Raw genomic sequence first — 20,912 nt, forward strand, 5'->3', positions numbered from 1 at the left:
AAGTAGCCCGGTCCGCAATCTCCACGGAATCTGTACCGGCCGCTCACCGATCACGCGACGCGGGGAGAGGCGCAGGGGTCGGCCGGGCCGGATCAGTCCGGCCGGTGCAGGCGGACGCCGCCCGCCAGGATCGCGGCGGCCAGCGCGCCGGCCGCCTCCTGCGCCGAACCGGGCCGACGGCCGGTACGGAGTACGAAGTCGACGTCGCCCAGGTCCGGCAGGCCCGCCCGGGCCGGCAACCGCGCCAGACCGGGCGGCACGAGCCCACGGGTGTGCGCCATCACGCCGAGCCCGGCGCGGGCCGCCGCGATGTTGGCGCTCAGGCTGGAACTCGTACACGCGATCCGCCACGCCCGGCCCTGCGCCTCCAGGGCTTCGAGCGCCCGGGCCCGGGTGATGCCGGGCGGCGGGAAGACGATCAGCGGCACCGGACGCTCCGGGTCGAGCCGCAGGCGCGGCGCGCCGATCCAGACCAGCGCGTCCCGCCAGACCAGCTCGCCTCCGCTCTCCTCGGCGCGCCGCTTCGCCAGGATCAGGTCGAGCCGCCCCGCCTCGAGCCGGGCGTTGAGCGTCCCGGACAGCTCGACGGTCAGCTCCAGGTCCACTTCGGGGTGCTCGCGCCGGAACGACTCCAGGATCTCCGGCAGCCGGGTCACCACGAAGTCCTCCGAGGCCCCGAAGCGCAGCCGCCCGCGCAGCCGGGTCCCGGTGAAGAACGCGGCGGCCCGCTCATGGGCGCTGAGGATCGTCCGGGCGAAGCCGAGCATCGCCTCGCCGTCCTCCGTCAACTCCACGCTGTGGGTGTCCCGGGTGAACAGCGGACGCCCCGTGGCGTCCTCCAGGCGCCGCACATGCTGGCTCACCGTCGACTGGCGGACGCCGAGCCGGCGGGCGGCCCGCGTGAAACTCAGGGTCTCGGCGACCGCGAGGAAGGTGCGGAGCTGGGCCGGATCGTACATAGGGCCAGGCTAGCGCGGGTCATCGCGTTCCGTGATGACAGTCAGAGCGCTGTACGGGATTCCCGATCGCCGCCGCGAGGAGCAGGATGGGGAGGCACGATCCTCGACCCGGAAGCACTCTTGATCCGGAAGCATTCCCGCCTCGGGAGCACTTCCGACCGGAAGCACGTCCCCCGAAGCGCTTCCCCCGGAAGCACGTCCGACCCGGAAGCAGTGGAGCACCAGCACATGAGCCGCCGTACGACCCTCCTGCCGTCCTGGCTGCCGATCGACCCGTACATCCTGGTGATCCTCGGCACGGTCGGCCTGGCGGCCCTGCTGCCCGCCTCCGGCGGCGCCGCGACGGTCGCCGACGGCGCCTCGACGGCGGCCATCGCTCTCCTCTTCTTCCTCTACGGCGCCCGGCTCTCCACCCGTGAGGCGCTGGACGGGCTCCGGCACTGGCGGCTCCACGTCACGGTCCTCGCGGCCACCTTCGTCGTCTTCCCGCTCCTCGGGCTCGCGGCGAAGGGGCTCGTCCCGGCCGTTCTCACCCCTCCGCTCTACAGCGGCCTGCTCTTCCTCTGCCTGGTGCCGTCCACCGTCCAGTCCTCGATCGCGTTCACCTCGATCGCCCGGGGCAACGTCCCGGCCGCGATCTGCGCGGGCTCGTTCTCCTCGCTCGCCGGGGTCGTGCTCACCCCGCTGCTCGCGGCGCTGCTGCTCGGTTCCACGGCGGGCGGCTTCTCCGCCGACTCGCTGACGCAGATCGTGCTCCAGCTGCTCGTTCCGTTCCTGGCGGGACAGCTGCTGCGGCGCTGGGTCGGCGGGTTCGTGCTGCGGAACAAGAAGGTGCTCGGGTACGTCGACCGGGGCTCGATCCTGCTCGTCGTCTACACGGCCTTCAGCCACGGCATGGTCGCCGGCATCTGGCACCAGATCACCCCGGGGCGGCTCGGGCTGCTGCTCGTGGTCGAGGCAGTGCTGCTGGCCGCGATGCTGTCGCTGACCTGGTTCGGCGCGCGGCGGCTCGGCTTCGACCGGGGCGACCGGATCGCGATCCAGTTCGCGGGCTCGAAGAAGAGCCTGGCGGCCGGGCTCCCGATGGCGAGCGTGCTCTTCGGGCCGCAGGCCGCGATGGCGGTCCTGCCGCTGATGCTCTTCCACCAGATGCAGCTGATGGTCTGCGCGGTGATCGCCAAGCGCCGCGCGCGGGACCCGGAGGAGACTCCTGAGCCCGAGGCCCGGCCGACGGTCGCGGCGAGCCGGGGCTGAGCGCTGCGGGGACCCCCGGGGTGGCGGGTTCTCGCCCCGCCCTCTGGTGAAGATCACCGGGCCCGCTACCGTTTCCCTCATGCCCGCACCCGATCCCGGCCCCAGCGCACCGGTCCTCGCCGTCCTCACCCTGGACGGATCCGAGTGACCCCGGTCCCGATACGGTACGGCGCCCGCCCCTGCTCCCTGGTCGTCTGCCGCGGCTGCTGCTGCGGCGACGCGGGCAAGAACCCGGGCGTCGACCACGCGGGCCAGCTCGCCCGGCTCCGACGCGCGGCCGAGGAGTCCGGGGGCCGGCTGTCCGTCCGTACCAGCGACTGCCTCGGACCCTGCGCGCAGGCCAACATCGTCGTCGTCCAGCCCTCCACCGAGGGTCGCCGCCGGGGCGGGCGCGCCGCCTGGATCGCGTTCGTCACCGACGAGGACTGCCTCGACGACATCCTGGCCTGGACAGCCGCGGGCGGCCCCGGCCTCGCCGAACCCCCGGCGACCCTCGCGCTCCAGATGATCGACCCACCCGCGGTGGAACCCGCCACGCCCGCCCGCCGCCGACGCTGACGTACGGCCTAGGGCCTGTCCGCCGGCTCGGCGCGCAGCACCAGGGCGAGGAGGCCCGGGAAGCGGGCCTCGAACTCCGCCCGCCGGAGCCGGTTGACCCGCCGGGGGCCCTCGTCGCGCTGCTCGACGAGGCCGGCGCCGCGCAGGACGGAGAAATGGTGGCTGAGCGCCGCCTTCCCGACGGGCACGTCGAAGCTGCCGCAGCTCCGTGACCACTCGGCGGATTCCGCCCGAGGGCTACCGGGTCCCCGACCTGCCCTACCGTCCCGGCCTGGAGGCCTCGGGGCGGATCCGGGCGCTCGGCGCGGGCGTCACCGGCCTGAGCGTGGGCGAGCAGGTGACCGCCCTGACGGACGGCGGGGCGTACGCGGAGGTGGTCCTCGCCGACGCCGCCACCGTCTTCCCGCTCCCGCCCGGCATGGACCTGCGCACCGCCGCCACCCTGCCCACGGTCCTGCCCACGGCGTACGCCCTCGTCCACACCGTGGGCCGGCTCGGGGCCGGCGGGAGCGTCCTGGTCCAGGGTGCTGCGGGCGGAATCGGCACGGTGGTCGGCCAGTTGGCGAAGGCGGCCGGCGCGGGCGCGGTGTACGGCGTGGTCTCCTCCGAGGCGAAGGCGGCCCACGTCCGCGCCCACGGCTACGACGAGGTCTTCGTCGGCGAGTTCGAGAAGGCCGTCCGGGACGCGACCGGCGGTCGCGGCGTCGACCTGGCCCTCGACCCGGTCGGCGGCGAGACCTTCCGCGCCTCCCTGGCCTCGCTCGCGGTCTTCGGCCGCCTGGTCTCCTTCGGCAACGCGAGCTCGGCCGAGCCGTGGCGGGTGGGGCAGCCCGAGCTGTACCCGACGGGCGTCTCCGTCGGCGGCTTCTCGATCCTGACGCTGCCAAGACCGCCCCGGCCGAGCTGCGGAGCCTGGCCGAGCGGGCGTTCGCGACGGTCACCCTGCCGGTCACCGCCGAGTTCCCGCTCGCGGACGCCGCCGAGGCACACCGCCTGATGGGCACGCGGGCGAGCACGGGGAAGCTGCTGCTGAGGGTCGCGGGGAGCTGACAGCCGCGGTACGAGAGGTGCGAGCGGGACAAGCGGTGAGGGCGGTACGAGCGGTACGAGCGGTGCGGGGCCGGCCGGCGCAGGGGGCGCTCCCCGCCGGCCGGTGGCCCGACCCGTGCGGCGGGCGGCGCCCGGTCAGCCGTGCGCGGCCGCGGCCCCGAGGGCGATCCGGTGCTCGCCCGCGTACACGTTCATGTCCTGCCCGCGCAGGAAGCCGACCAGCGTGAGGCCCGTCTCGGCGGCCAGGTCCACGGCCAGCGAGGACGGCGCCGAGACGGCGGCGAGCACCGGGATGCCCGCCATCACGGCCTTCTGCGCCAGCTCGAACGAGGCACGCCCGGAGACCAGCAGGACCGCCCGGGACAGCGGAAGCCGCCCGTCGCTCAGCGCCCGGCCGACCAGCTTGTCCACCGCGTTGTGCCGGCCCACGTCCTCCCGTACGTCGAGCAGCTCGCCGTCCTCGGAGAACAGCGCCGCCGCGTGCAGCCCCCCGGTCCGGTCGAAGACCCGCTGGGCGGCCCTCAGCCGGTCGGGGAGGCGGGCCAGGAGCTCGGGCGTCAACCGGACCGGGGGAGCGTCGGCGATCGGGAAACGGGCCGTGGTGCGGACCGCGTCCAGGCTGGCCTTGCCGCACAGCCCGCACGACGACGTCGTGTACACGTTCCGCTCGAGGGTGATGTCCGGGACGGGGACGCCGGGCGCCAGCTGGACGTCCACCACGTTGTACGTGTTCGTCCCGTCGTCCTTGGCGCCCGCGCAGTACACGATGTTCCGCACGTCCGACGCGGCGCCGAGCACGCCCTCGCTGACCAGGAACCCGGCCGCGAGCGCGAAGTCGTCGCCGGGCGTGCGCATCGTGATCGCGAGCGGCTTGCCGTTCAGCCGGATCTCCAGCGGCTCCTCGGCCACCAGCGTGTCCGGGCGCTCGTTGACGGCCGTGCCCCGGATCCGGATGACGCGCCGTCGTTCGGTGACCCGTCCCATGTGGTTACACCCGATTCTGTACGTGCTGGAAGCCGAAACGGCCTTTGATACAGAGGTTGCCATGGGTCACCGGGTTGTCGTGCGGTGAGGTGACCTTCACGATCTCGTTGTCCTGAACGTGCAGGGTGAGATTGCAGCCCACCCCGCAGTACGCGCAGACCGTCGTCGTCTCCGTCTGCGCCGCCTCGTCCCAGGTCCCGCCCGCGCGCATGTCGAACTCCCGCTTGAAGCTCAGCGCACCCGTCGGACAGACCTCGACGCAGTTGCCGCAGTACACGCACGCGGACTCGGTGAGCGGCCCGTCGTGCTCCACGGCGATCCGGGCGTCGAAGCCGCGCCCGGTGACCGAGATCGCGAAGGAGTTCTGCCACTGGTCCCCGCAGGCGTCGACGCACTTGTAGCAGAGGACGCACTTGTCGTACTCGCGGACGTACAGGTCGTTGTCCACGCGCGGCTCCTCGCCGAGACGGCGCGCCTCCGGGCCGAAGCGGTCGGGCTCCGCCCCGTACTCCTTGATCCACTCGGCGGCGCCCGGGGTGGTGGAGAGGTCCACCGAGGAGGCGAGCAGCTCCAGGACGACCTTGCGGCTGTGCCGGGTGCGCGCGGTGTCGGTACGGACGACCATTCCGGGTTCGGCGCGGCGCGAGCAGGCCGGGGCGAGCGTCCTGGCCCCCTCGACCTCGACCACGCACAGCCGGCAGGCGTTCTTCGGGGTGAGCGTGTCGCCGTGGCAGAGCGTCGGTACGTCCGTACCGGCGGCGCGGCAGGCGTCGAGGATCGTGGCGCCCTCCGGGACGCGGACCGGGGCGCCGTCGAGCGTGAACTCCAGGAGGCGTCGGGGCGGGGCGAGCGGAACGGTGGTCATCGGTAGACCCCCAGTCGGTCGATGGCGGATTCCACGGCGTTCCACGCGGTCTGGCCGAGACCGCAGATCGAGGCGTCGCGCAGGGTCTGCCCGACCTCGCGGAGCAGGGCGATGTCGGCGGCCGCGGCGGCTCCCGTCCGCTCCCGGATCCGGTGCAGAGCCTCCTCCTGGCGGACCGTGCCGACCCGGCAGGGCACGCACTGGCCGCAGGACTCGTCCCGGAAGAACTCGGCGATGCGCAGCAGGATCCTCGGCAGATCCACGGACTCGTCGAGGACGAGGACGACCCCCGAGCCGAGCGTCGTGCCGGCGGCGCGGGTGCCCTCGAAGGTGAGCGGGATGTCCAGCTCGTCGGGGCGGACGAAGCCGCCCGCCGCGCCGCCGAGGAGGACCGCGCTCAGGGCCTCGGGCGGCCCGGCGAGGTCGAGGAGTTCGCGGAGAGTGGCGCCGAACGGGAGCTCGTACACGCCCGGTCGGGTGACGTGGCCCGAAACGCAGAAGAGCTTGGTCTCGTCCGCCCGGAAGGCCTCGGCGCCCCGGGTCAGGATCGGGAGCACGTTCACGAGGGTCTCGACGTTGTTGGCGGCGGTGGGCTTGCCGAAGAGCCCCTTCTCGACCGGGAACGGCGGCTTGGAGCGGGGCTCGCCGCGGTAGCCCTCGATCGAGTTGAAGAGGGCGGTCTCCTCGCCGCAGATGTACGCGCCCGCCCCGCGCCGGATCTCGATGTCGAAGGCGAAACCGCTGCCGAGGACGTCGTCGCCGAGCAGCCCGCGGGCGCGGGCCTCGGTGATGGCCTGGGCGAGTCTCTCGTACGCGCGGGGGTACTCACCCCGGATGTAGAGGTAGCCCCGGTGCGCGCCGACCGCGTACCCGGCGACGGTCATCGCCTCCACGAGCGCGTACGGGTCGCCCTCCATGACGACCCTGTCCTTGAAGGTGCCCGGCTCCGACTCGTCGGCGTTGCACACGACGTAGTGGGGGCCGTCGGCCTGTGAGGCGGTCGCCTGCCACTTCCGCCCCGTCGGGAACGCGGCCCCACCCCGCCCGACGAGCCCGGCCTCCGTGACCTCCCGGATCACCCCGGCGGGCCCGAGCGCGAACGCCCGCCGCAGCGCGACGTACCCACCGTGCGCGCGGTAGTCGTCCACGCTTGACGGGTCGACGACACCGACGCGGGCGAGGAGGGGGAGGGGGCTACGCCACTCGTCCTGGCCTGCCTGCGGGACGGCCGTCACCGCGGGTGCCTCGGGCGCGGCGGACTCGGGGTCCCGCGCGACCTCGGCGAGCTCACCGACCGTGGCCGGTGCGACGACACGGGCCAGGCGTGCGTGCGGGGAGGCAGGCGGGGTGGGCGCCCCCGCTCGTACGAGCAGCGCCGCCGGGGCGCGTTCGCACAGGCCCAGGCAGGGGCTCGGTTCGAAGGCGACCCCCTCCGCCTCCAGGCCCGACGTCAGCGCCGCCGATCCGCGCGCCGCGCACGCCAGGTCCGTACAGACGTGGAGGACCTGCGCCGGGCGCGGGCGTACCGCCAACATCGAGTAGAACGTGGCCACCCCGTACGCCTCCGCCGGCGGCACCGTCAGGCGGCGGCACAGATAGGCCAGGCCCCCCTCGCTGATCCACCCCACCCGGTCGTTGAGCGCGTGCAGCCCCGGCAGCAGCAGGTCACGGCGCTCCCGGGCCTCCCGCCCGCCCCGCGCCCAGCGCAGGTCCTCCGCCGAGCGGTCGTCCGCGCCCTCCCACGCCGACTCCGGCGGGCCGAGGAGCGCGTCCACGGCCTCCCGTTCCTCGTCCGACGGCTTGGCGTCACCGAAGCGGAGATCCATCGGAGCCCACCCTCTCGATCCGTATCGCCGACGCCTTGAACTCCGCCGTCCCCGCGATCGGACAGTTCGCCTCGATCGTCAGCTGGTTGGTGTCCACCTCGTCCGGAAAGTGCATCGTCATGAACGCGAGCCCCGGCCGCAGCGCCGGATCCACCCACACCGGCGCCACCACCGACCCCCGCCGCGAGGTCACCCGGACCTCCTGGCCCACCGCGACCCCGTACCGCTCCGCGTCCTCCGGGCACAGCTCCACGTACTCACCACGCCGCAGCGGCGAGGCGAAACTCCCGCTCTGCACACCGGTGTTGTACGAGTCGAGCCGCCTCCCGGTCGTCAGCCGGATCGGATACCGCTCGTCCGTCAGATCGACGGGCGGATCGTGCCGCACCAGGCCGAACGGGGCCCGCGCGCCCCGCTGTTCGGGATCGGCCTCCCACAACCTGCCGTGCAGGAAGGACGGTTCGAGCCGCTCCAGATCGGGGCAGGGCCACTGGATGCCCTGGTGCTCCTCGAGCCGGTCGTACGTCATGCCCCAGTGGTCCGGGGACACCGCGCGCAGCTCGTTCCAGACGGCCTCGGCGTCCGGGTACGCCCAGCCCTCGTGGCCGAGCCGCCGTGCCAACGCGCAGATGATGTCGATGTCCTCGCGGGCCTCGCCCGGCGGCCGCACCGCCTTCCGTACCCGCTGCACCCGCCGCTCGCTGTTGGTCGTCGTCCCGTCCGTCTCGCACCAGGCCGCCGTCGCCGGCAGGACCACGTCCGCGAACTCGGCCGTCCTCGTCAGGAAGATGTCCTGCACCACCAGGCAGTCGAGCTTCGCGAGCCGGGCCATCGCCTGAGCGCTGTCCGCCTCCGACTGCGCCGGGTTCTCGCCGACGCAGTACACGGCTCGCAGCTCGCCGCTCTCCATCGCCTCGAACATCTCGGTCAGCGTCCGCCCGTAGCGCGGCTGGATCTCCGTGCCCCAGAAGGACTCGAACTTCGCCCGTACCCCCGCGTCCTGGATGTCCTGGAAGCCGGGCAGCCGGTTCGGGATCGCGCCCATGTCGCCGCCGCCCTGCACGTTGTTCTGGCCGCGCAGCGGCTGCACCCCGGAGCCGTACCGCCCCACGTGCCCGGTCAGGAGCGCCAGGTTGATCAACGCCCGGACGTTGTCGGTGCCGTTGTGGTGCTCGGTGATGCCGAGCGTCCAGCACAGCTGGGCCCGCTCGGCCCGGGCGAATGCGTGCGCCAACTCCCGTATCGCGGCGGCCGGTACGCCCGTCACTTTCGAGGCCGCCGTCAGCGTCCACGGCTCGACGAGCGCGCGGTACTCCTCGAAGCCGCTCGTCGCCCGCTCCACGAACGCCCGGTTGTACAGGCCGGATTCGATGATCTCGCGGCCGACGGCGTGGGCGAGCGGGATGTCGGTGCCGACGTCGAGGCCGAGCCAGCCCTCGGCCCACTCCGCGGTCGAGGTGCGGCGCGGGTCGACCGCGTACATCCGCGCCCCGTTCCGGATCCCCTTCAGGACGTGCTGGAAGAAGATCGGGTGCGCGAAGCGGGCGTTGGAGCCCCACATCACGATCACGTCGGTGTGCTCGATCTCCTCGTACGAGGACGTGCCGCCGCCCGAGCCGAAGACGGCAGAGAGGCCGGCGACGCTCGGCGCGTGACAGGTCCGGTTGCAGGAGTCGACGTCGTTGGTGCCCATCACCACGCGGGCGAACTTCTGCGCCACGTAATTCATCTCGTTGGTCGCCCGCGCGCAGGAGAACATCCCGAACGCGCCCCGCGCCGCCCGGAATCCGGCCGCCGCGCGCTCCAGGGCCTCGTCCCAGCTCGCCCGCCGCAGCGGTCCGCCCTTCTCGTCCCGGACGAGCGGGTGGGTGAGCCGGGTGTAGGTCTTCGGGTCGCGGTTCCGGTTCCTCTTCCTCGTGTTCGTCATGCCGAACTCCTGGGCTGGCTGGACGGGGTGGGCCGACGGGACGGGGTGGGCCGGCCGGACTGGCCGGGCCGGCCGGTCGGGTTCGCGAGCAGGTCCGACAGGGCGTGGACGGTCCGGAGCGTGGGCACCGGTACGTCGGTGACGGCCGCGAGCTCCACCACGGCCGCGAGGAGCACGTCCAGCTCCAGGGGCTTGCCCGCCTCCAGGTCCTGGAGGGTGGAGGTGCGGTGGTCGCCGACGCGCTCAGCCCCGGCGAGCCGGCGTTCGACGGAGATGTCGGGGCGGCAGCCGAGCGCCGCGGCGACGGCGAGCGTCTCGTGCATCATCCGCTCGACGACCTGCCGCGTACCGCCGTGCACGCACATCTGACGCATCGTCGCCCGGGTGAGCGCGCTGAGGGGGTTGAAGGAGATGTTGCCGAGCAGCTTGATCCAGATGTCGTGCCGCAACTCCGCCTCGACCGGGCACTTCAGGCCCCCGGCGCGCATCGCCTCGGCGAACGTACGGCAGCGTTCGGACGCCGACCGGTCGGGCTCGCCGATGGAGAACCGGGTGCCCTCCAGGTGGCGGACGACTCCGGGGCCGCTCAGTTCGGTCGCCGCGTAGACGACGCAGCCGATGGCGCGTTCGGGGGCGAGGACGGCCGACACAGCGCCACCCGGGTCGACGCTCTCGACACGATGACCGTCGTGCGGGCCGCCGTGCCGGTGGAAGTACCACCAGGGGATGCCGTTCTGGGCGGCGACGACCGCCGTCGTGTCGTGCAGAAGCGGCGCGACGAGCGGCCCGCACGCCGCGTACGCGTGGGCCTTGAGGCCCAGGAAGACGTAGTCGACGGGGCCGACGTCGGCCGGGTCGTCGGTGGCGTGCACCCGGGCGGTGAAGTCGCCGCGCGGGCTCTCGACCCGCACGCCGTGCCGCCTCATGGCCGCGAGGTGCGGTCCACGGGCGATCAGATGGACGTCGGCGCCCGCGCGGTCGAGCGCGGCTCCGACATAGGCGCCGATCGCACCGGCGCCGAGTACTGCGACCTTCACGTGCGGATCTCCGTTCGGTCGAGGGAACCGTTCGAGGGAACCGGAAAAGGGAGTGTCGACGAAATATTGTCTACAGTATGGAGAGGGGGTCGACAAGGGGCGGCGCGGAACGTCCGTTGTCACGGTCTCCCAACACCTACGGGCGAATCTTGGTGGTTTACGTGCCTGGTTACCGATCAGTCGCTGGTCAGGATGGGAGGTCCTGCTTCCACTTGAACCCAAGGGGGTCCCGAGCATGACGGGCACTCGTATCGCCGCGCTCGGGCACTACCAGCCCGCCAAGGTGCTCACCAACGAAGACCTGGCCAAGCTCGTCGACACCAGCGACGAGTGGATCAGCAGCCGGGTCGGCATCAGGACCCGGCACATGGCCGGACCCGACGAACCGGTCGACGAGCTCGCCGCGCACGCCGCCGGCAAGGCGCTCGCCGCCGCCGGCCTCGAAGCCGCCGACATCGATCTGGTCCTCGTCGCGACCTCCACGGCCATCGACCGCTCGCCCAACACCGCGGCCCGCGTCGCCGCCCGGCTCGGCATGGGCTCGCCCGCCACCATGGACCTCAACGTGGTCTGCGCGGGCTTCACACACGCCCTCGCCACCGCCGACCACGCCATCCGCGCGGGCGGCGCCCGCCGCGCCCTGGTCATCGGCGCCGACAAGATGACCGAGGTCACCGACTGGACCGACCGTACGACCTGCGTGCTCGTCGGCGACGGCGCGGGCGCGGCGATCGTCGAGGCCGTGCCGGACGGCACCGAGCCCGGCATCGGCCCGGTGCTGTGGGGTTCCGTCCCCGAGATGGGGCACGCCGTCCGGATCGAGGGCACCCCGCCGCGCTTCGCGCAGGAGGGCCAGTCCGTCTACCGCTGGGCCACCCAGCAGCTTCCCGCCCTCGCCCGCCAGGCATGCGAGCGCTCCGGCCTCGCGCCGGAGGAACTGGCCGGGGTCGTGCTGCACCAGGCCAACCTGCGGATCATCGAGCCCCTCGCCGCGAAGATCGGCGCGGTCAACGCGGTGGTGGCCCGGGACGTGATCGAGTCCGGCAACACCTCCGCCGCCTCGATCCCGCTGGCCCTCGCCAAGCTCGTCGAGCGCGGAGAGCTCCCGTCCGGCGCGCCGACCCTGCTCTTCGGCTTCGGCGGCAACCTCTCCTACGCGGGGCAGGTCGTCCGGGTTCCGTAGGGCCTGCCGTTTGGATCATGCCGGGCTCGCGGCGTCTGGCACCGCTCCCCCAAGCCCTTCGAGCAGGGGGTACCCCCAGCCGCGTTGACGTCGGTTGCCAACTCCCCGTAGCCCTTCGGGCACGGGAGGTGCCCCCACCGCGTTGACGCCCTCCTCCGCCTTGCGATCCACGGCACCAGACGCCGCTCCCTGATCCGGCCTGATCCAAACGGAAGGCCCTGACTCCCCCTGCCTGCGGTGGGGTTGTTTCGGCCGAGATCGCCGCGGGCCGCATGCCTGGACTTGTGCGTCGGTAGACTGTAGACGATAGCCAATCCATGGTGACCGGTGATCGGTGACTGCCGAGGGTCGATCGCCTACGGCGTACGAGGGGGCCGCGATGTTGTCCGCAGGACTGCCGCAAGGGGCCGTGCCCCGGCTGGAGCGGCCGGGGCCGCTGCGCGACCGGGTCTACGAGGCGCTGCTCGAACTGATCACGACCCGTGCCCTGCGTCCCGGGCAGCACCTGGTCGAGAGCGAGCTCGCCGGTCACCTCGGCGTCTCCCGTCAGCCGGTGCGCGAGGCGCTCCAGCGGCTGAACACCGAGGGCTGGGTCGACCTGCGGCCCGCGCAGGGCGCCTTCGTCCACGAGCCGACCGACGAGGAGGCCGACCAGCTGCTCTCCGTCCGTACGCTCCTGGAGGCGGAGGCCGCCCGGCTCGCCGCCGCGAACTCCGGCTCGGCCGGGATCGCCGCCCTCGAGGAGCTCTGCGCGCGGGGCGAGCAGGCCGTGGCGGACGACGACGTCGACCTCGCCGTGGCGACGAACGCGGCCTTCCACGCCAAGGTCATGGAGCTGGCCGGCAACGTCGTGCTCGCCGAGCTGGCCGGGCAGGTCGACCGCCGCGTCCGCTGGTACTACACGCCGGTCGCCCGGCAGCGCGGCGAGCAGTCGTGGAAGGAGCACCGGCAGCTCATCGCCGCGATCGCGGCCCGCGACGAGACCCGCGCGACGACGGTCATGCGCGCCCACACGGAACACACCCGGGCGACCTACCGGGAGCACAGCCAGGGCTGAGGGGGCGTTTCCCGCCCGCCCGTTCGCCGGCACCTCCGTTCGCCGGTACCTCCGTTCGCCGGTACCTCCGTTTCGCCGGTACCTCCGTTCGGCGGAGCCCGGTGGCGGGGGCCCCGGGCCCGTCCTAGCTTCGGACGGGTCGAGGGTCATCTCGTAGCCGTACGCGGAACCGTCCGCCGCGCGCCCTCGCGTGACCGGGAGGTCGATCGCCATGCGCGCGATACGAGGTGCCGCCACCGCCCTGCTCGCCGCCGCCCTCTGCCTGGGCGCGCCGACGGCCGGGGCCGTGGACGACGTCCCTCCGGTCGGCGCCCCTCCGGTCGAGGTTCCACCGGTCGACGTCCCGCCGGCCGGCATTCCGGCGGCCGAGGCCCCGACGGTCGGCGTCCCCGCCAACGAGGTCCCGTGGAGCGACGTCCCGGGGAGCTCCGGTACGGGTGGCGGTGCCGTCACCGGCGAGGGGACCGGCCACAACATCACCTCCTTCGGCTTCTCCGTCTCGCCCTCGACGGTCGCCCCCGGCGGCAAGGTCACTTTGAAGGCCGACGGCTGCGAGGTCACCACCGTGACCGTCACGGCCGGGGTCTTCGACACCGTCACGCTGAACGAGGGCCGCGAGGGCTCCGCCACCGTCGACGCAGACGCCAAGGTCGGCGCCGAGTACCAGGTGACCTTCGACTGCAAGGGCGAGAAGGGCACCACGAAGCTGATCATCGCCGGCCAGTCGACGGGCGGTCACGAGACGGGCGGCAAGGAGACAGGCGGTCAGGACGGCACCTCCACAGGCACCTCCACCGACACCGGAGCCCACAAGGGCGTCAAGGCCGGCTTCGGCGGCGGCTCCGACGCCATGGGCGCCACCGAGGTTGTCCTCGGCACCGCGCTGATCGCGGGCGCGCTCGGCGTGGGCGGCGTTCTGGTGGCGCGCCGCCACCGCCGAGAGACCGACCGCGCTTGAAACGGCTCCTCCGCCCTGGGATGACGAGGTCCGGGGCGGAGGAGCGCCATCGCGTACAGCGGGAACCGGGAGCGCACATCGTGCAGGGGTCGAACGGGCCGTCCAGGCGCGGCGCGTGGGGCGTCGTCATCGTCGTCCTGCTCGTCGGCGTCCATCTCGTCCGGGGCGGTACAGAGGGGTGGGTGACCGGAGGCCCCCCGCAGCCGCCGGCCGCCGCGGCCCCGGGCCATGCCGCCGCCCTCGCGCCCGTGCGCGCCCCCGACCCCCTGCGTGCCTCCCGGCCCGCCCGCGTCCGCGTGCCCGCCGTCCGCATCGACGCGCCGGTCGCCGCCGTCGGCCTCGACGCCGAGGGGTGGATCGACACCCCGCCCGAGGACGAGCCGAACCTGGCCGGCTGGTTCACCGGCGCCGTCACCCCCGGGGAGAAGGGAACGGCGGTCGTCGTCGGCCATGTCGACACCCCGGTCGGGCGCGCCGTCTTCTACGACCTCGGGGCGCTCGCCAAGGGGCAGCGGGTCGAGGTCCTCCGGCAGGACGGCAGGACCGCCGTCTTCTCCGTGTACGGCACCGAGGTCGTCCCCAAGGAGGGCTTCCCCGCCGAGCGGATCTACCGGGCGTCCCAGCACCCCGAGCTACGCGTCATCACCTGCGGCGGAGGCTTCTCGCGGCAGCGGGGGTACGACGGCAACGTCGTCGTCTCCGCCCGCCTCGTCGAGGTGCGCTGACCCGGTCGGCCGACGGCCCCGCCCGGCCCGCCTTTGTCCTTCTCCGGGAAAAAGTCTGCACGGATCACTGCGTGACTTCTTCCCACCCCCGGACACCACTGCTACGTTCCCCTCGAAAGCCCGGCGGAGAGCCGACTTCCGTCGGGCGCCGAAGGGTTCGCCGACTCGCTAGGGGAGGGGCGCGTGAGACGCATGACCGCACGACCCGCCAACGCGCACCAGGCGCGACTGCTGCGCCTGTTGCGCGACGGAGGCCCCAACTCCCGTGCGCAGCTCGGCGATCAGATCGATCTGTCCCGCTCCAGGCTCGCCGTCGAGGTGGACCGGCTCCTCGACACCGGCCTCGTCGTCGCGGACGGCCTCGCCGCCTCGCGCGGCGGTCGCCGTTCGCACAACATCCGGCTCGCCCCCGAACTCCGCTTCCTCGGCGTCGACATCGGCGCCACGTCCGTCGACGTGGCCGTCACCAACGCCGAGTTGGAGGTGCTCGGGCATCTCAACCACCCCATGGACGTCCGCGAGGGCCCGGTCGCCGTCTTCGAGCAAGCCCTCGCGATGGCCGCGAAGTTGCGGGCGTCCGGGCTCGCCGAAGGGTTCGACGGCGCCGGAGTCGGCGTCCCGGGGCCGGTCCGCTTCCCCGAGGGCATCCCGGTCGCGCCCCCGATCATGCCCGGCTGGGACGGCTTCCCCGTACGGGAGGCCCTCAGCCAGGAACTCGGCTGCCCGGTCATGGTCGACAACGACGTGAACCTCATGGCCATGGGGGAGCAGCACGCGGGCGTCGCCCGCTCGGTCGGCGACTTCCTCTGCGTCAAGATCGGTACGGGCATCGGCTGCGGCATCGTCGTGGGCGGGGACGTGTACCGCGGTACCACGGGCAGCGCCGGCGACATCGGGCACATCCAGGTGGAACCGGACGGCCGCGCCTGCGCGTGCGGCAACAAGGGCTGCCTGGAGGCCCACTTCAGCGGCGCAGCCCTGGCCCGCGACGCCGAGGACGCGGCCCGTGCGGGCCGCTCGGAGGTGCTCGCCGGACGCCTGGAGGCGGCCGGCACGCTCACGGCGGTCGACGTCGCCGCGGCGGCCGCCGCGGGGGACGCCACCTCGCTCGCCCTCATCCGCGAGGGCGGCAACCGGGTCGGGCAGGTCATCGCCGGACTCGTCAGCTTCTTCAATCCCGGTCTGGTGGTGATCGGCGGCGGGGTCACCGGCCTCGGTCACAACCTCCTCGCCAGTGTCCGCACCCAGGTCTACCGCCAGTCCCTCCCGCTGGCCACCGGCAACCTTCCCATCGTCCTCGGCGAGTTGGGCCAGACCGCCGGCGTCATCGGCGCGGCCCGCCTCATCAGCGACCACCTCTTCTCCCCGGCGTAACCGCCGCCTGCGGCCTCGGCCGCCGACGGCAGTCCGTACCCCCATGGGCAGTCCGTGCCTCCCACGGGCAGTCCGTGGCCCCACCGGAGGTCCGAGTCTCCGTACGTACGATCCGGCCCCACACCGGAACGCACCCGCCCGCACCCCGCACCACCTCCGTCACCACCCGCTCAGGCGCAACCCGCATCCGCCGAGGGGATCCCACCCATGCCTCAAGAGTCTCCAGCGCCCCCGCCCCTGCTCACCATGTCCGCCATCACCAAGTCCTTCCCCGGCGTCCGGGCCCTCGACGGTGTCGACCTGGAGGTCGCGTCCGGTGAGGTGCACTGCCTCCTCGGCCAGAACGGCGCCGGGAAGTCCACCCTCATCAAGGTCCTCGCCGGCGCCCACCAGCCGGACGGCGGAAGCATCACCTGGCGCGGCGAACCCGTCCAGCTCCGCTCCCCGATCGCCGCCATGCGCCTCGGCATCGCCACCATCTATCAGGAACTCGACCTGGTCGAAGGGCTCTCCGTCGCCGAGAACGTCCACCTCGGCCACGAACCCACCAGCGCCGGATTCATCGTCAGGGGCCGCGCCGCCCGCAGCGCCACGGCCGCCCTCCTGAAGCGGCTCGGCCACCCCGAGATCGACCCGGGCCGCCGCGTCGGCGAACTCTCCGCCGCCCAGCAGCAGATCGTCTCGATGGCCCGCGCCCTCTCCCACGACGTCCGGCTCATCGTCATGGACGAGCCCTCGGCCGCCCTCGACCCCGACGAGGTCGACAACCTCTTCCGTATCGTCGCCGACCTCACCGCCGCCGGAGTCGCCGTCGTCTACATCTCCCACCGTCTGGAGGAGATCCGCCGTATCGGCGACCGCGTCACCGTCCTGAAGGACGGCCGCGCCGTCGCCGGCGGCCTGCCCGCGGCCTCGACCCCGACGCGTGACATCGTTGCCTTGATGACCGGCCGGAACGTCGAGTACGTCTTCCCGCCGCGCCCCGCGGACCCGCCCGTGGCCGCACCCGTGCTCCAGGTCCAAGGTCTGGCCAGGGAAGGCGAGTTCGAGCCCGTCGACCTCGAACTGCGGCCGGGTGAGATCGTCGGCCTCGCCGGGCTGGTCGGCTCCGGCCGCTCCGAGATCCTGGAGACGATCTACGGGGCCCGGAAGGCCGGCGCGGGCCGGGTCCTCGTCGACGGGCGGGCCCTGCGCCCCGGCAGCGTCCGCGCGGCCGTCCGCGCCGGGCTCGGTCTCGCCCCCGAGGAACGCAAGGCCCAGGGCCTGCTGATGCTGGAGTCCGTCACCCGCAACGTCTCGGTCTCCACGCTCGCCCGCTTCGCGCGCGCCGGCTGGATCGACCGTAACGGCGAACGCGAAGCCGCCCGGGCCGCCACCCGGGAGCTGTCGCTCCGGCCCGAGAACCCGGACGTCCCGGTCCGTACGCTCTCCGGCGGCAATCAGCAGAAGGCCGTCCTCGCCCGCTGGCTGCTGCGCGGCTGCCGCGTCCTGCTCCTGGACGAGCCGACCCGCGGCGTCGACGTCGGGGCCCGCGCCGAGCTGTACGCCGTCATCCGCCGCCTCGCCGACGAAGGCCTCGCCGTCCTCCTGGTGTCGAGCGAGGTGCCCGAGGTCCTGGGCCTCGCCGACCGCGTCCTGGTGCTCAGGGAGGGCCGGGTCGTCCACACGGCGCCCGCCCGTGAGCTCGACGAACACCGCGTACTCGACCTCGTGTTGGAAGGGAGCCCCCGCTCATGACGCTGTCCACCGCCAAGACCACCGAGGCGTCCGCGCAGGACGGCGGCCGGCGTCCGCTCGGTCTGCGGGCCGACGTCCGCAACCTCTCCCTGCTCGGCGTGCTCGCCGTACTGATCGCGGTCGGCGGACTCACCCGCCCCGACGAGTTCCTCGCCGGCTCCAACCTCCAGCTCGTGCTCACCCAGGCCTCCGTGATCGGGGTCGTCACCGTCGGCATGACCTTCGTCATCACCAGCGGCGGCATCGACCTCTCGGTCGGCGCGATCGTCGCCCTCGCCTCCGTGTGGGCGACGACGCTGGCGACACAGGAGTACGGATTCGCCGGCATCCTCTTCACGGCCGTCGTCGTGGGGGTGGGCTGCGGCCTGGTGAACGGGCTGCTCGTCGCGTACGGCGGGATGGTCCCGTTCATCGCGACCCTTGCCATGCTCGCCTCGGCCCGCGGCCTCGCCCTGCAGATCACCGACGGCCGCACGCAGATCGTCACCGTCGACTCGGTCCTCGACCTCGGCATCCCCGACGCCTACATCCTGGGCATACCGCCGCTGGTCCTGGTCTTCGCCGCCGTCACCGTCCTCGGCTGGCTGGTCCTCAACCGGACCACCTTCGGCCGCCGCACCATCGCCGTCGGCGGCAACGCGGAAGCCGCCCGCCTCGCCGGCATCGACGTCCGCCGCCAGCGCCTCTACCTCTATCTGCTCTCCGGCCTGTGCTGCGGCATCGCGGCCTTCCTGCTGATCATCCTGTCCGGCTCGGGCCAGAACACCAACGGCAACCTGTACGAACTCGACGCCATCGCCGCGGCGATCATCGGCGGCACCCTCCTCAGCGGCGGCCGGGGCACCATCGTCGGCTCCGTCCTCGGTGTCCTCGTCTTCACGACGATCACCAACATCTTCGCGCTCAACAACCTGCAGAGCGACGTCCAGCAGATCGCCAAGGGCGCGATCATCGTCGCCGCCGTCCTGGTCCAGCACCGCACCGCCCGCCACGGCGAAGCCACCTGACCCCAGCCCCCAACCCGGCACCTCTCTCCCTCACCCCCCGAAGGGAACCATCGCCATGCCAGAAACCAGCCGCAGAGGACTGCTGTTCGGCACCGCAGCCGTCTCCGCCGGAGCCCTCCTCACCGCCTGCACCAGCAACGAGCCCAAGGCCCAGGCCACGGCGGCGAGCAACGTGCCCGCCGCCGACGACAAGCCCGGCACGCCTGTCACCATCGGCTTCGCCGGCCCCCAGGCCGACCACGGCTGGCTCAACGCCATCAACCAGAACGCCAAGGACCGGGCGAAGAAGTACTCCGAGGTGACCCTGGAGATCACCGAGGGCTCCAACGACACCGCCGTCCAGATCGGCCAGATCCAGACCCTCATCAACAAGAAGGTCGACGTCCTCGTCATCCTGCCCGCCGACGGCAAGGCGCTCACGCAGGTCGGCCTCCAGGCCATGAAGGCGGGCATCCCCGTCATCAACCTGGACCGGATCTTCGCCTCCCCGCAGGCGTACCGCTGCTGGATCGGCGGCGACAACTACGGCATGGGGCTCAACGCCGGCCGCTACATCGGCGAGCAGCTCAAGGACAAGCCGAACGCCACGGTCATCGAACTCGCCGGCATGGACAGCCTCGAACTGACCAAGCAGCGCACCCAGGGCTTCGACGACGCCCTCAAGAACTACCCCAACATCCGTAAGGTGGCCCGCCAGGCGGCCGACTTCACCGTCGAGTCCGGCCAGGCCAAGATGGCCCAACTCCTGCAGGCACAGTCGAAGTTCGACGCGCTGTGGAACCACGATGACGACCAGGGCGTGGGCGCGCTGCGGGCCATCGCCCAGGCCGGCCGCAAGGACTTCCTGATGGTGGGCGGAGCGGGCGCCAAGTCCGCGATGGACGCCATCAAGGCCGACGACAGCGTGCTCAAGGCCACCGTCCTCTACCCGCCGACCATGGCCGCCTCCGCCATCGACCTGGCCCGTGCGCTCGGCCAGAAGAAGGGCGTCGGCGGTCTTTCCGAGCTGGAGATCCCGGCCTCGCTGACCCTCTACTCGGCCGTCGTGACCAAGGAGAACGTCGACGAGTACCTGCCCACCGGCTTCAGCTGACCGGGCTCGGGCCGCCGGCCCGAGCCCGGCACCCCCCACCGTGCAACCGACGAGGAGGAACCCTATGGAACAGCGGGAGAGCGAAGGCGACGAGGCCACGCCGACAGTCACGGCCGCTGCGACGGCCACGACTTCGACGCCGACGCTCGGCATCGGCATGGTCGGCTACGCGTTCATGGGCGCCGCCCACTCCCAGGCGTGGCGCACCGCGGGGCGCGTCTTCGACCTGCCGCTGCGGCCCGTCCTCGCCGCCGTCGCCGGCCGGGACCGGGCCGCCGTGCGGGCGGCGGCGGACAAGCACGGCTGGGCCGCCGCCGAGACCGACTGGCGCGCCCTCGTCGCCCGCGACGACGTCCAGCTCGTGGACGTCTGCACCCCGGGCGACAGCCACGCGGAGATCGCCGTCGCCGCCCTGGAGGCGGGCAAGCACGTCCTGTGCGAGAAGCCGCTCGCCAACTCCGTCGCCGAGGCCGAGGCCATGGTCGCCGCGGCCGAGGCGGCGGCCGCCCGCGGCCAGGTCGCCATGGTCGGCTTCAACTACCGGCGGGTGCCGGCCCTCGCGTACGCCCGCCGGCTCGTCGCCGAGGGCAGGCTCGGCGCGCTGCGGCACGTACGGGTCACGTATCTGCAGGACTGGCTCGTCGACCCGGGCTTCCCGCTGACCTGGCGCCTGGAGCGCGCGCACGCCGGCTCCGGGGCCCTCGGCGACCTCGGTGCGCACGCCGTCGACCTCGCCCAGTACCTCGCGGGGGAGCTCCTGGTCGGGGTCTCGGCGCTCACCGAGACCTTCGTACGGGAACGGCCCCTGCTCGCGGGCGGGTCGGCGGGGCTCTCCGGGGCGGCCACGGGCGGGGCGTACGGGGCGGTGACGGTGGACGACGCCGCGCTGTTCACCGGGCGGCTCGCCTCCGGGGCGCTCGCCTCCTTCGAGGCGACCCGGATGGCCGCGGGTCGCAAGAACGCGCTGCGGCTCGAGCTCAACGGCGAGAAGGGTTCCCTCGCCTTCGACCTGGAGCGGCTCAACGAGCTGTCGTTCCACGACCACACCGAGCCGGCCGCCGCCGCGGGCTTCCGCCGGATCCTGGTGACCGAGCCCGACCACCCGTACCTGGAGGGCTGGTGGCCGCCCGGTCACGCGCTCGGCTACGAGCACACCTTCGTCCACCAGGCCCGCGACCTGGTCCTCGCCGTCGCGTCGGGGGCCGGTCCCGCCCCGTCCTTCGCCGACGGGCTCCAGGTGCAGCGGGTCCTGGCCGCCGTGGAGGAGAGCGCCGAGAAGAACGCCGTCTACACCCCCGTACCGCAGCTCTAGGAGGCC

Annotated in this window: 17 protein-coding genes and 2 pseudogenes; 12 read left to right on the top strand and 7 right to left on the bottom strand. The window is 73.0% G+C overall.

Annotated elements, in window-relative coordinates:
• Window positions 1-92 precede the first annotated feature (92 nt).
• A complete protein-coding gene (locus tag AB0F56_RS00565) occupies window positions 93-959 on the bottom strand; it encodes a LysR substrate-binding domain-containing protein (protein ID WP_362002504.1) in 867 nt (288 codons plus the stop codon).
• Window positions 960-1,187: 228 nt separating this feature from the next.
• Here AB0F56_RS00565 and AB0F56_RS00570 point away from each other — a divergent pair, with 228 nt between their 5' ends.
• A complete protein-coding gene (locus AB0F56_RS00570; RefSeq protein ID WP_362002506.1) occupies window positions 1,188-2,213 on the top strand; it encodes a bile acid:sodium symporter family protein in 1,026 nt (341 codons plus the stop codon).
• Window positions 2,214-2,357: 144 nt separating this feature from the next.
• Entirely contained in the window at window positions 2,358-2,771 is a 414-nt protein-coding gene (locus tag AB0F56_RS00575; protein WP_362002508.1) for a (2Fe-2S) ferredoxin domain-containing protein, read from the top strand.
• Between the two features lie 8 nt (window positions 2,772-2,779).
• Here the strand turns inward: AB0F56_RS00575 and AB0F56_RS00580 are convergent.
• Window positions 2,780-2,995: pseudogene (locus tag AB0F56_RS00580) on the bottom strand (helix-turn-helix domain-containing protein); the annotation flags it as partial.
• A gap of 8 nt (window positions 2,996-3,003) precedes the next feature.
• Between AB0F56_RS00580 and AB0F56_RS00585 the strand changes: the two are divergent.
• A pseudogene (locus AB0F56_RS00585) lies at window positions 3,004-3,821 on the top strand (zinc-binding dehydrogenase); the annotation flags it as partial.
• A 135-nt stretch (window positions 3,822-3,956) separates the two neighbouring features.
• Here AB0F56_RS00585 and fdhD read toward each other — a convergent pair.
• Genes fdhD through AB0F56_RS00610 form a run of 5 tightly spaced genes read right to left on the bottom strand, consistent with a single transcriptional unit; the run spans window position 3,957 to window position 10,460 of the window.
• Window positions 3,957-4,805, bottom strand: coding sequence for a formate dehydrogenase accessory sulfurtransferase FdhD (gene fdhD, locus AB0F56_RS00590; protein ID WP_362002510.1), 849 nt, complete (start codon window positions 4,803-4,805; stop codon window positions 3,957-3,959).
• 4 nt (window positions 4,806-4,809) lie between these two features.
• A complete protein-coding gene (locus AB0F56_RS00595) occupies window positions 4,810-5,670 on the bottom strand; it encodes a 2Fe-2S iron-sulfur cluster-binding protein (RefSeq protein ID WP_362002512.1) in 861 nt (286 codons plus the stop codon).
• Entirely contained in the window at window positions 5,667-7,496 is a 1,830-nt protein-coding gene (locus tag AB0F56_RS00600; protein WP_362002514.1) for an NADH-ubiquinone oxidoreductase-F iron-sulfur binding region domain-containing protein, read from the bottom strand. Before AB0F56_RS00600 ends, AB0F56_RS00595 begins: the two co-directional genes overlap by 4 nt.
• Entirely contained in the window at window positions 7,477-9,423 is a 1,947-nt protein-coding gene (locus AB0F56_RS00605; protein WP_362002516.1) for a molybdopterin-dependent oxidoreductase, read from the bottom strand. The genes AB0F56_RS00600 and AB0F56_RS00605 overlap by 20 nt, the downstream gene beginning before the upstream one ends.
• Window positions 9,420-10,460 carry a 2-dehydropantoate 2-reductase gene (locus AB0F56_RS00610; protein WP_362002517.1) on the bottom strand — a complete coding sequence of 347 codons (1,041 nt, stop codon included), beginning with the start codon at window positions 10,458-10,460 and terminating at the stop codon, window positions 9,420-9,422. Before AB0F56_RS00610 ends, AB0F56_RS00605 begins: the two co-directional genes overlap by 4 nt.
• 235 nt (window positions 10,461-10,695) lie before the next feature.
• Between AB0F56_RS00610 and AB0F56_RS00615 the strand changes: the two genes are divergently transcribed.
• The 9 genes from AB0F56_RS00615 to AB0F56_RS00655 all read left to right on the top strand — a co-directional run bounded on the left by AB0F56_RS00615 (window position 10,696) and on the right by AB0F56_RS00655 (window position 20,906).
• The gene (locus AB0F56_RS00615) at window positions 10,696-11,643 is read left to right on the top strand and encodes a beta-ketoacyl-ACP synthase III (RefSeq protein ID WP_362002519.1); all 948 of its coding nucleotides are present in this window, start codon (window positions 10,696-10,698) and stop codon (window positions 11,641-11,643) included.
• A 379-nt stretch (window positions 11,644-12,022) separates the two neighbouring features.
• The gene (locus tag AB0F56_RS00620; protein WP_362002521.1) at window positions 12,023-12,700 is read left to right on the top strand and encodes a GntR family transcriptional regulator; all 678 of its coding nucleotides are present in this window, start codon (window positions 12,023-12,025) and stop codon (window positions 12,698-12,700) included.
• Window positions 12,701-12,911: 211 nt separating this feature from the next.
• Window positions 12,912-13,658: a hypothetical protein gene (locus tag AB0F56_RS00625; protein ID WP_362002523.1), complete on the top strand. Its 747-nt coding sequence runs from the start codon at window positions 12,912-12,914 to the stop codon at window positions 13,656-13,658.
• An 80-nt stretch (window positions 13,659-13,738) separates the two neighbouring features.
• Complete coding sequence (locus AB0F56_RS00630) at window positions 13,739-14,383, top strand: class F sortase (RefSeq protein ID WP_362002525.1); 645 nt, start codon at window positions 13,739-13,741, stop codon at window positions 14,381-14,383.
• A gap of 192 nt (window positions 14,384-14,575) precedes the next feature.
• Window positions 14,576-15,757, top strand: a complete 1,182-nt coding sequence (locus AB0F56_RS00635; RefSeq protein WP_362002526.1) for an ROK family transcriptional regulator — start codon at window positions 14,576-14,578, stop codon at window positions 15,755-15,757.
• A gap of 246 nt (window positions 15,758-16,003) precedes the next feature.
• The gene (locus AB0F56_RS00640; protein ID WP_362002528.1) at window positions 16,004-17,494 is read left to right on the top strand and encodes a sugar ABC transporter ATP-binding protein; all 1,491 of its coding nucleotides are present in this window, start codon (window positions 16,004-16,006) and stop codon (window positions 17,492-17,494) included.
• Complete coding sequence (locus AB0F56_RS00645) at window positions 17,491-18,501, top strand: ABC transporter permease (protein WP_362002530.1); 1,011 nt, start codon at window positions 17,491-17,493, stop codon at window positions 18,499-18,501. Before AB0F56_RS00640 ends, AB0F56_RS00645 begins: the two co-directional genes overlap by 4 nt.
• Before the next feature lie 55 nt (window positions 18,502-18,556).
• Window positions 18,557-19,594 carry a substrate-binding domain-containing protein gene (locus tag AB0F56_RS00650; RefSeq protein ID WP_362002532.1) on the top strand — a complete coding sequence of 346 codons (1,038 nt, stop codon included), beginning with the start codon at window positions 18,557-18,559 and terminating at the stop codon, window positions 19,592-19,594.
• Between the two features lie 157 nt (window positions 19,595-19,751).
• Window positions 19,752-20,906: a Gfo/Idh/MocA family oxidoreductase gene (locus AB0F56_RS00655; protein WP_362003186.1), complete on the top strand. Its 1,155-nt coding sequence runs from the start codon at window positions 19,752-19,754 to the stop codon at window positions 20,904-20,906.
• Window positions 20,907-20,912 lie beyond the last annotated feature (6 nt).

This window comes from Streptomyces sp. NPDC026092, from assembly GCF_040638605.1.
Taxonomy (GTDB): Bacteria; Actinomycetota; Actinomycetes; order Streptomycetales; family Streptomycetaceae; genus Streptomyces.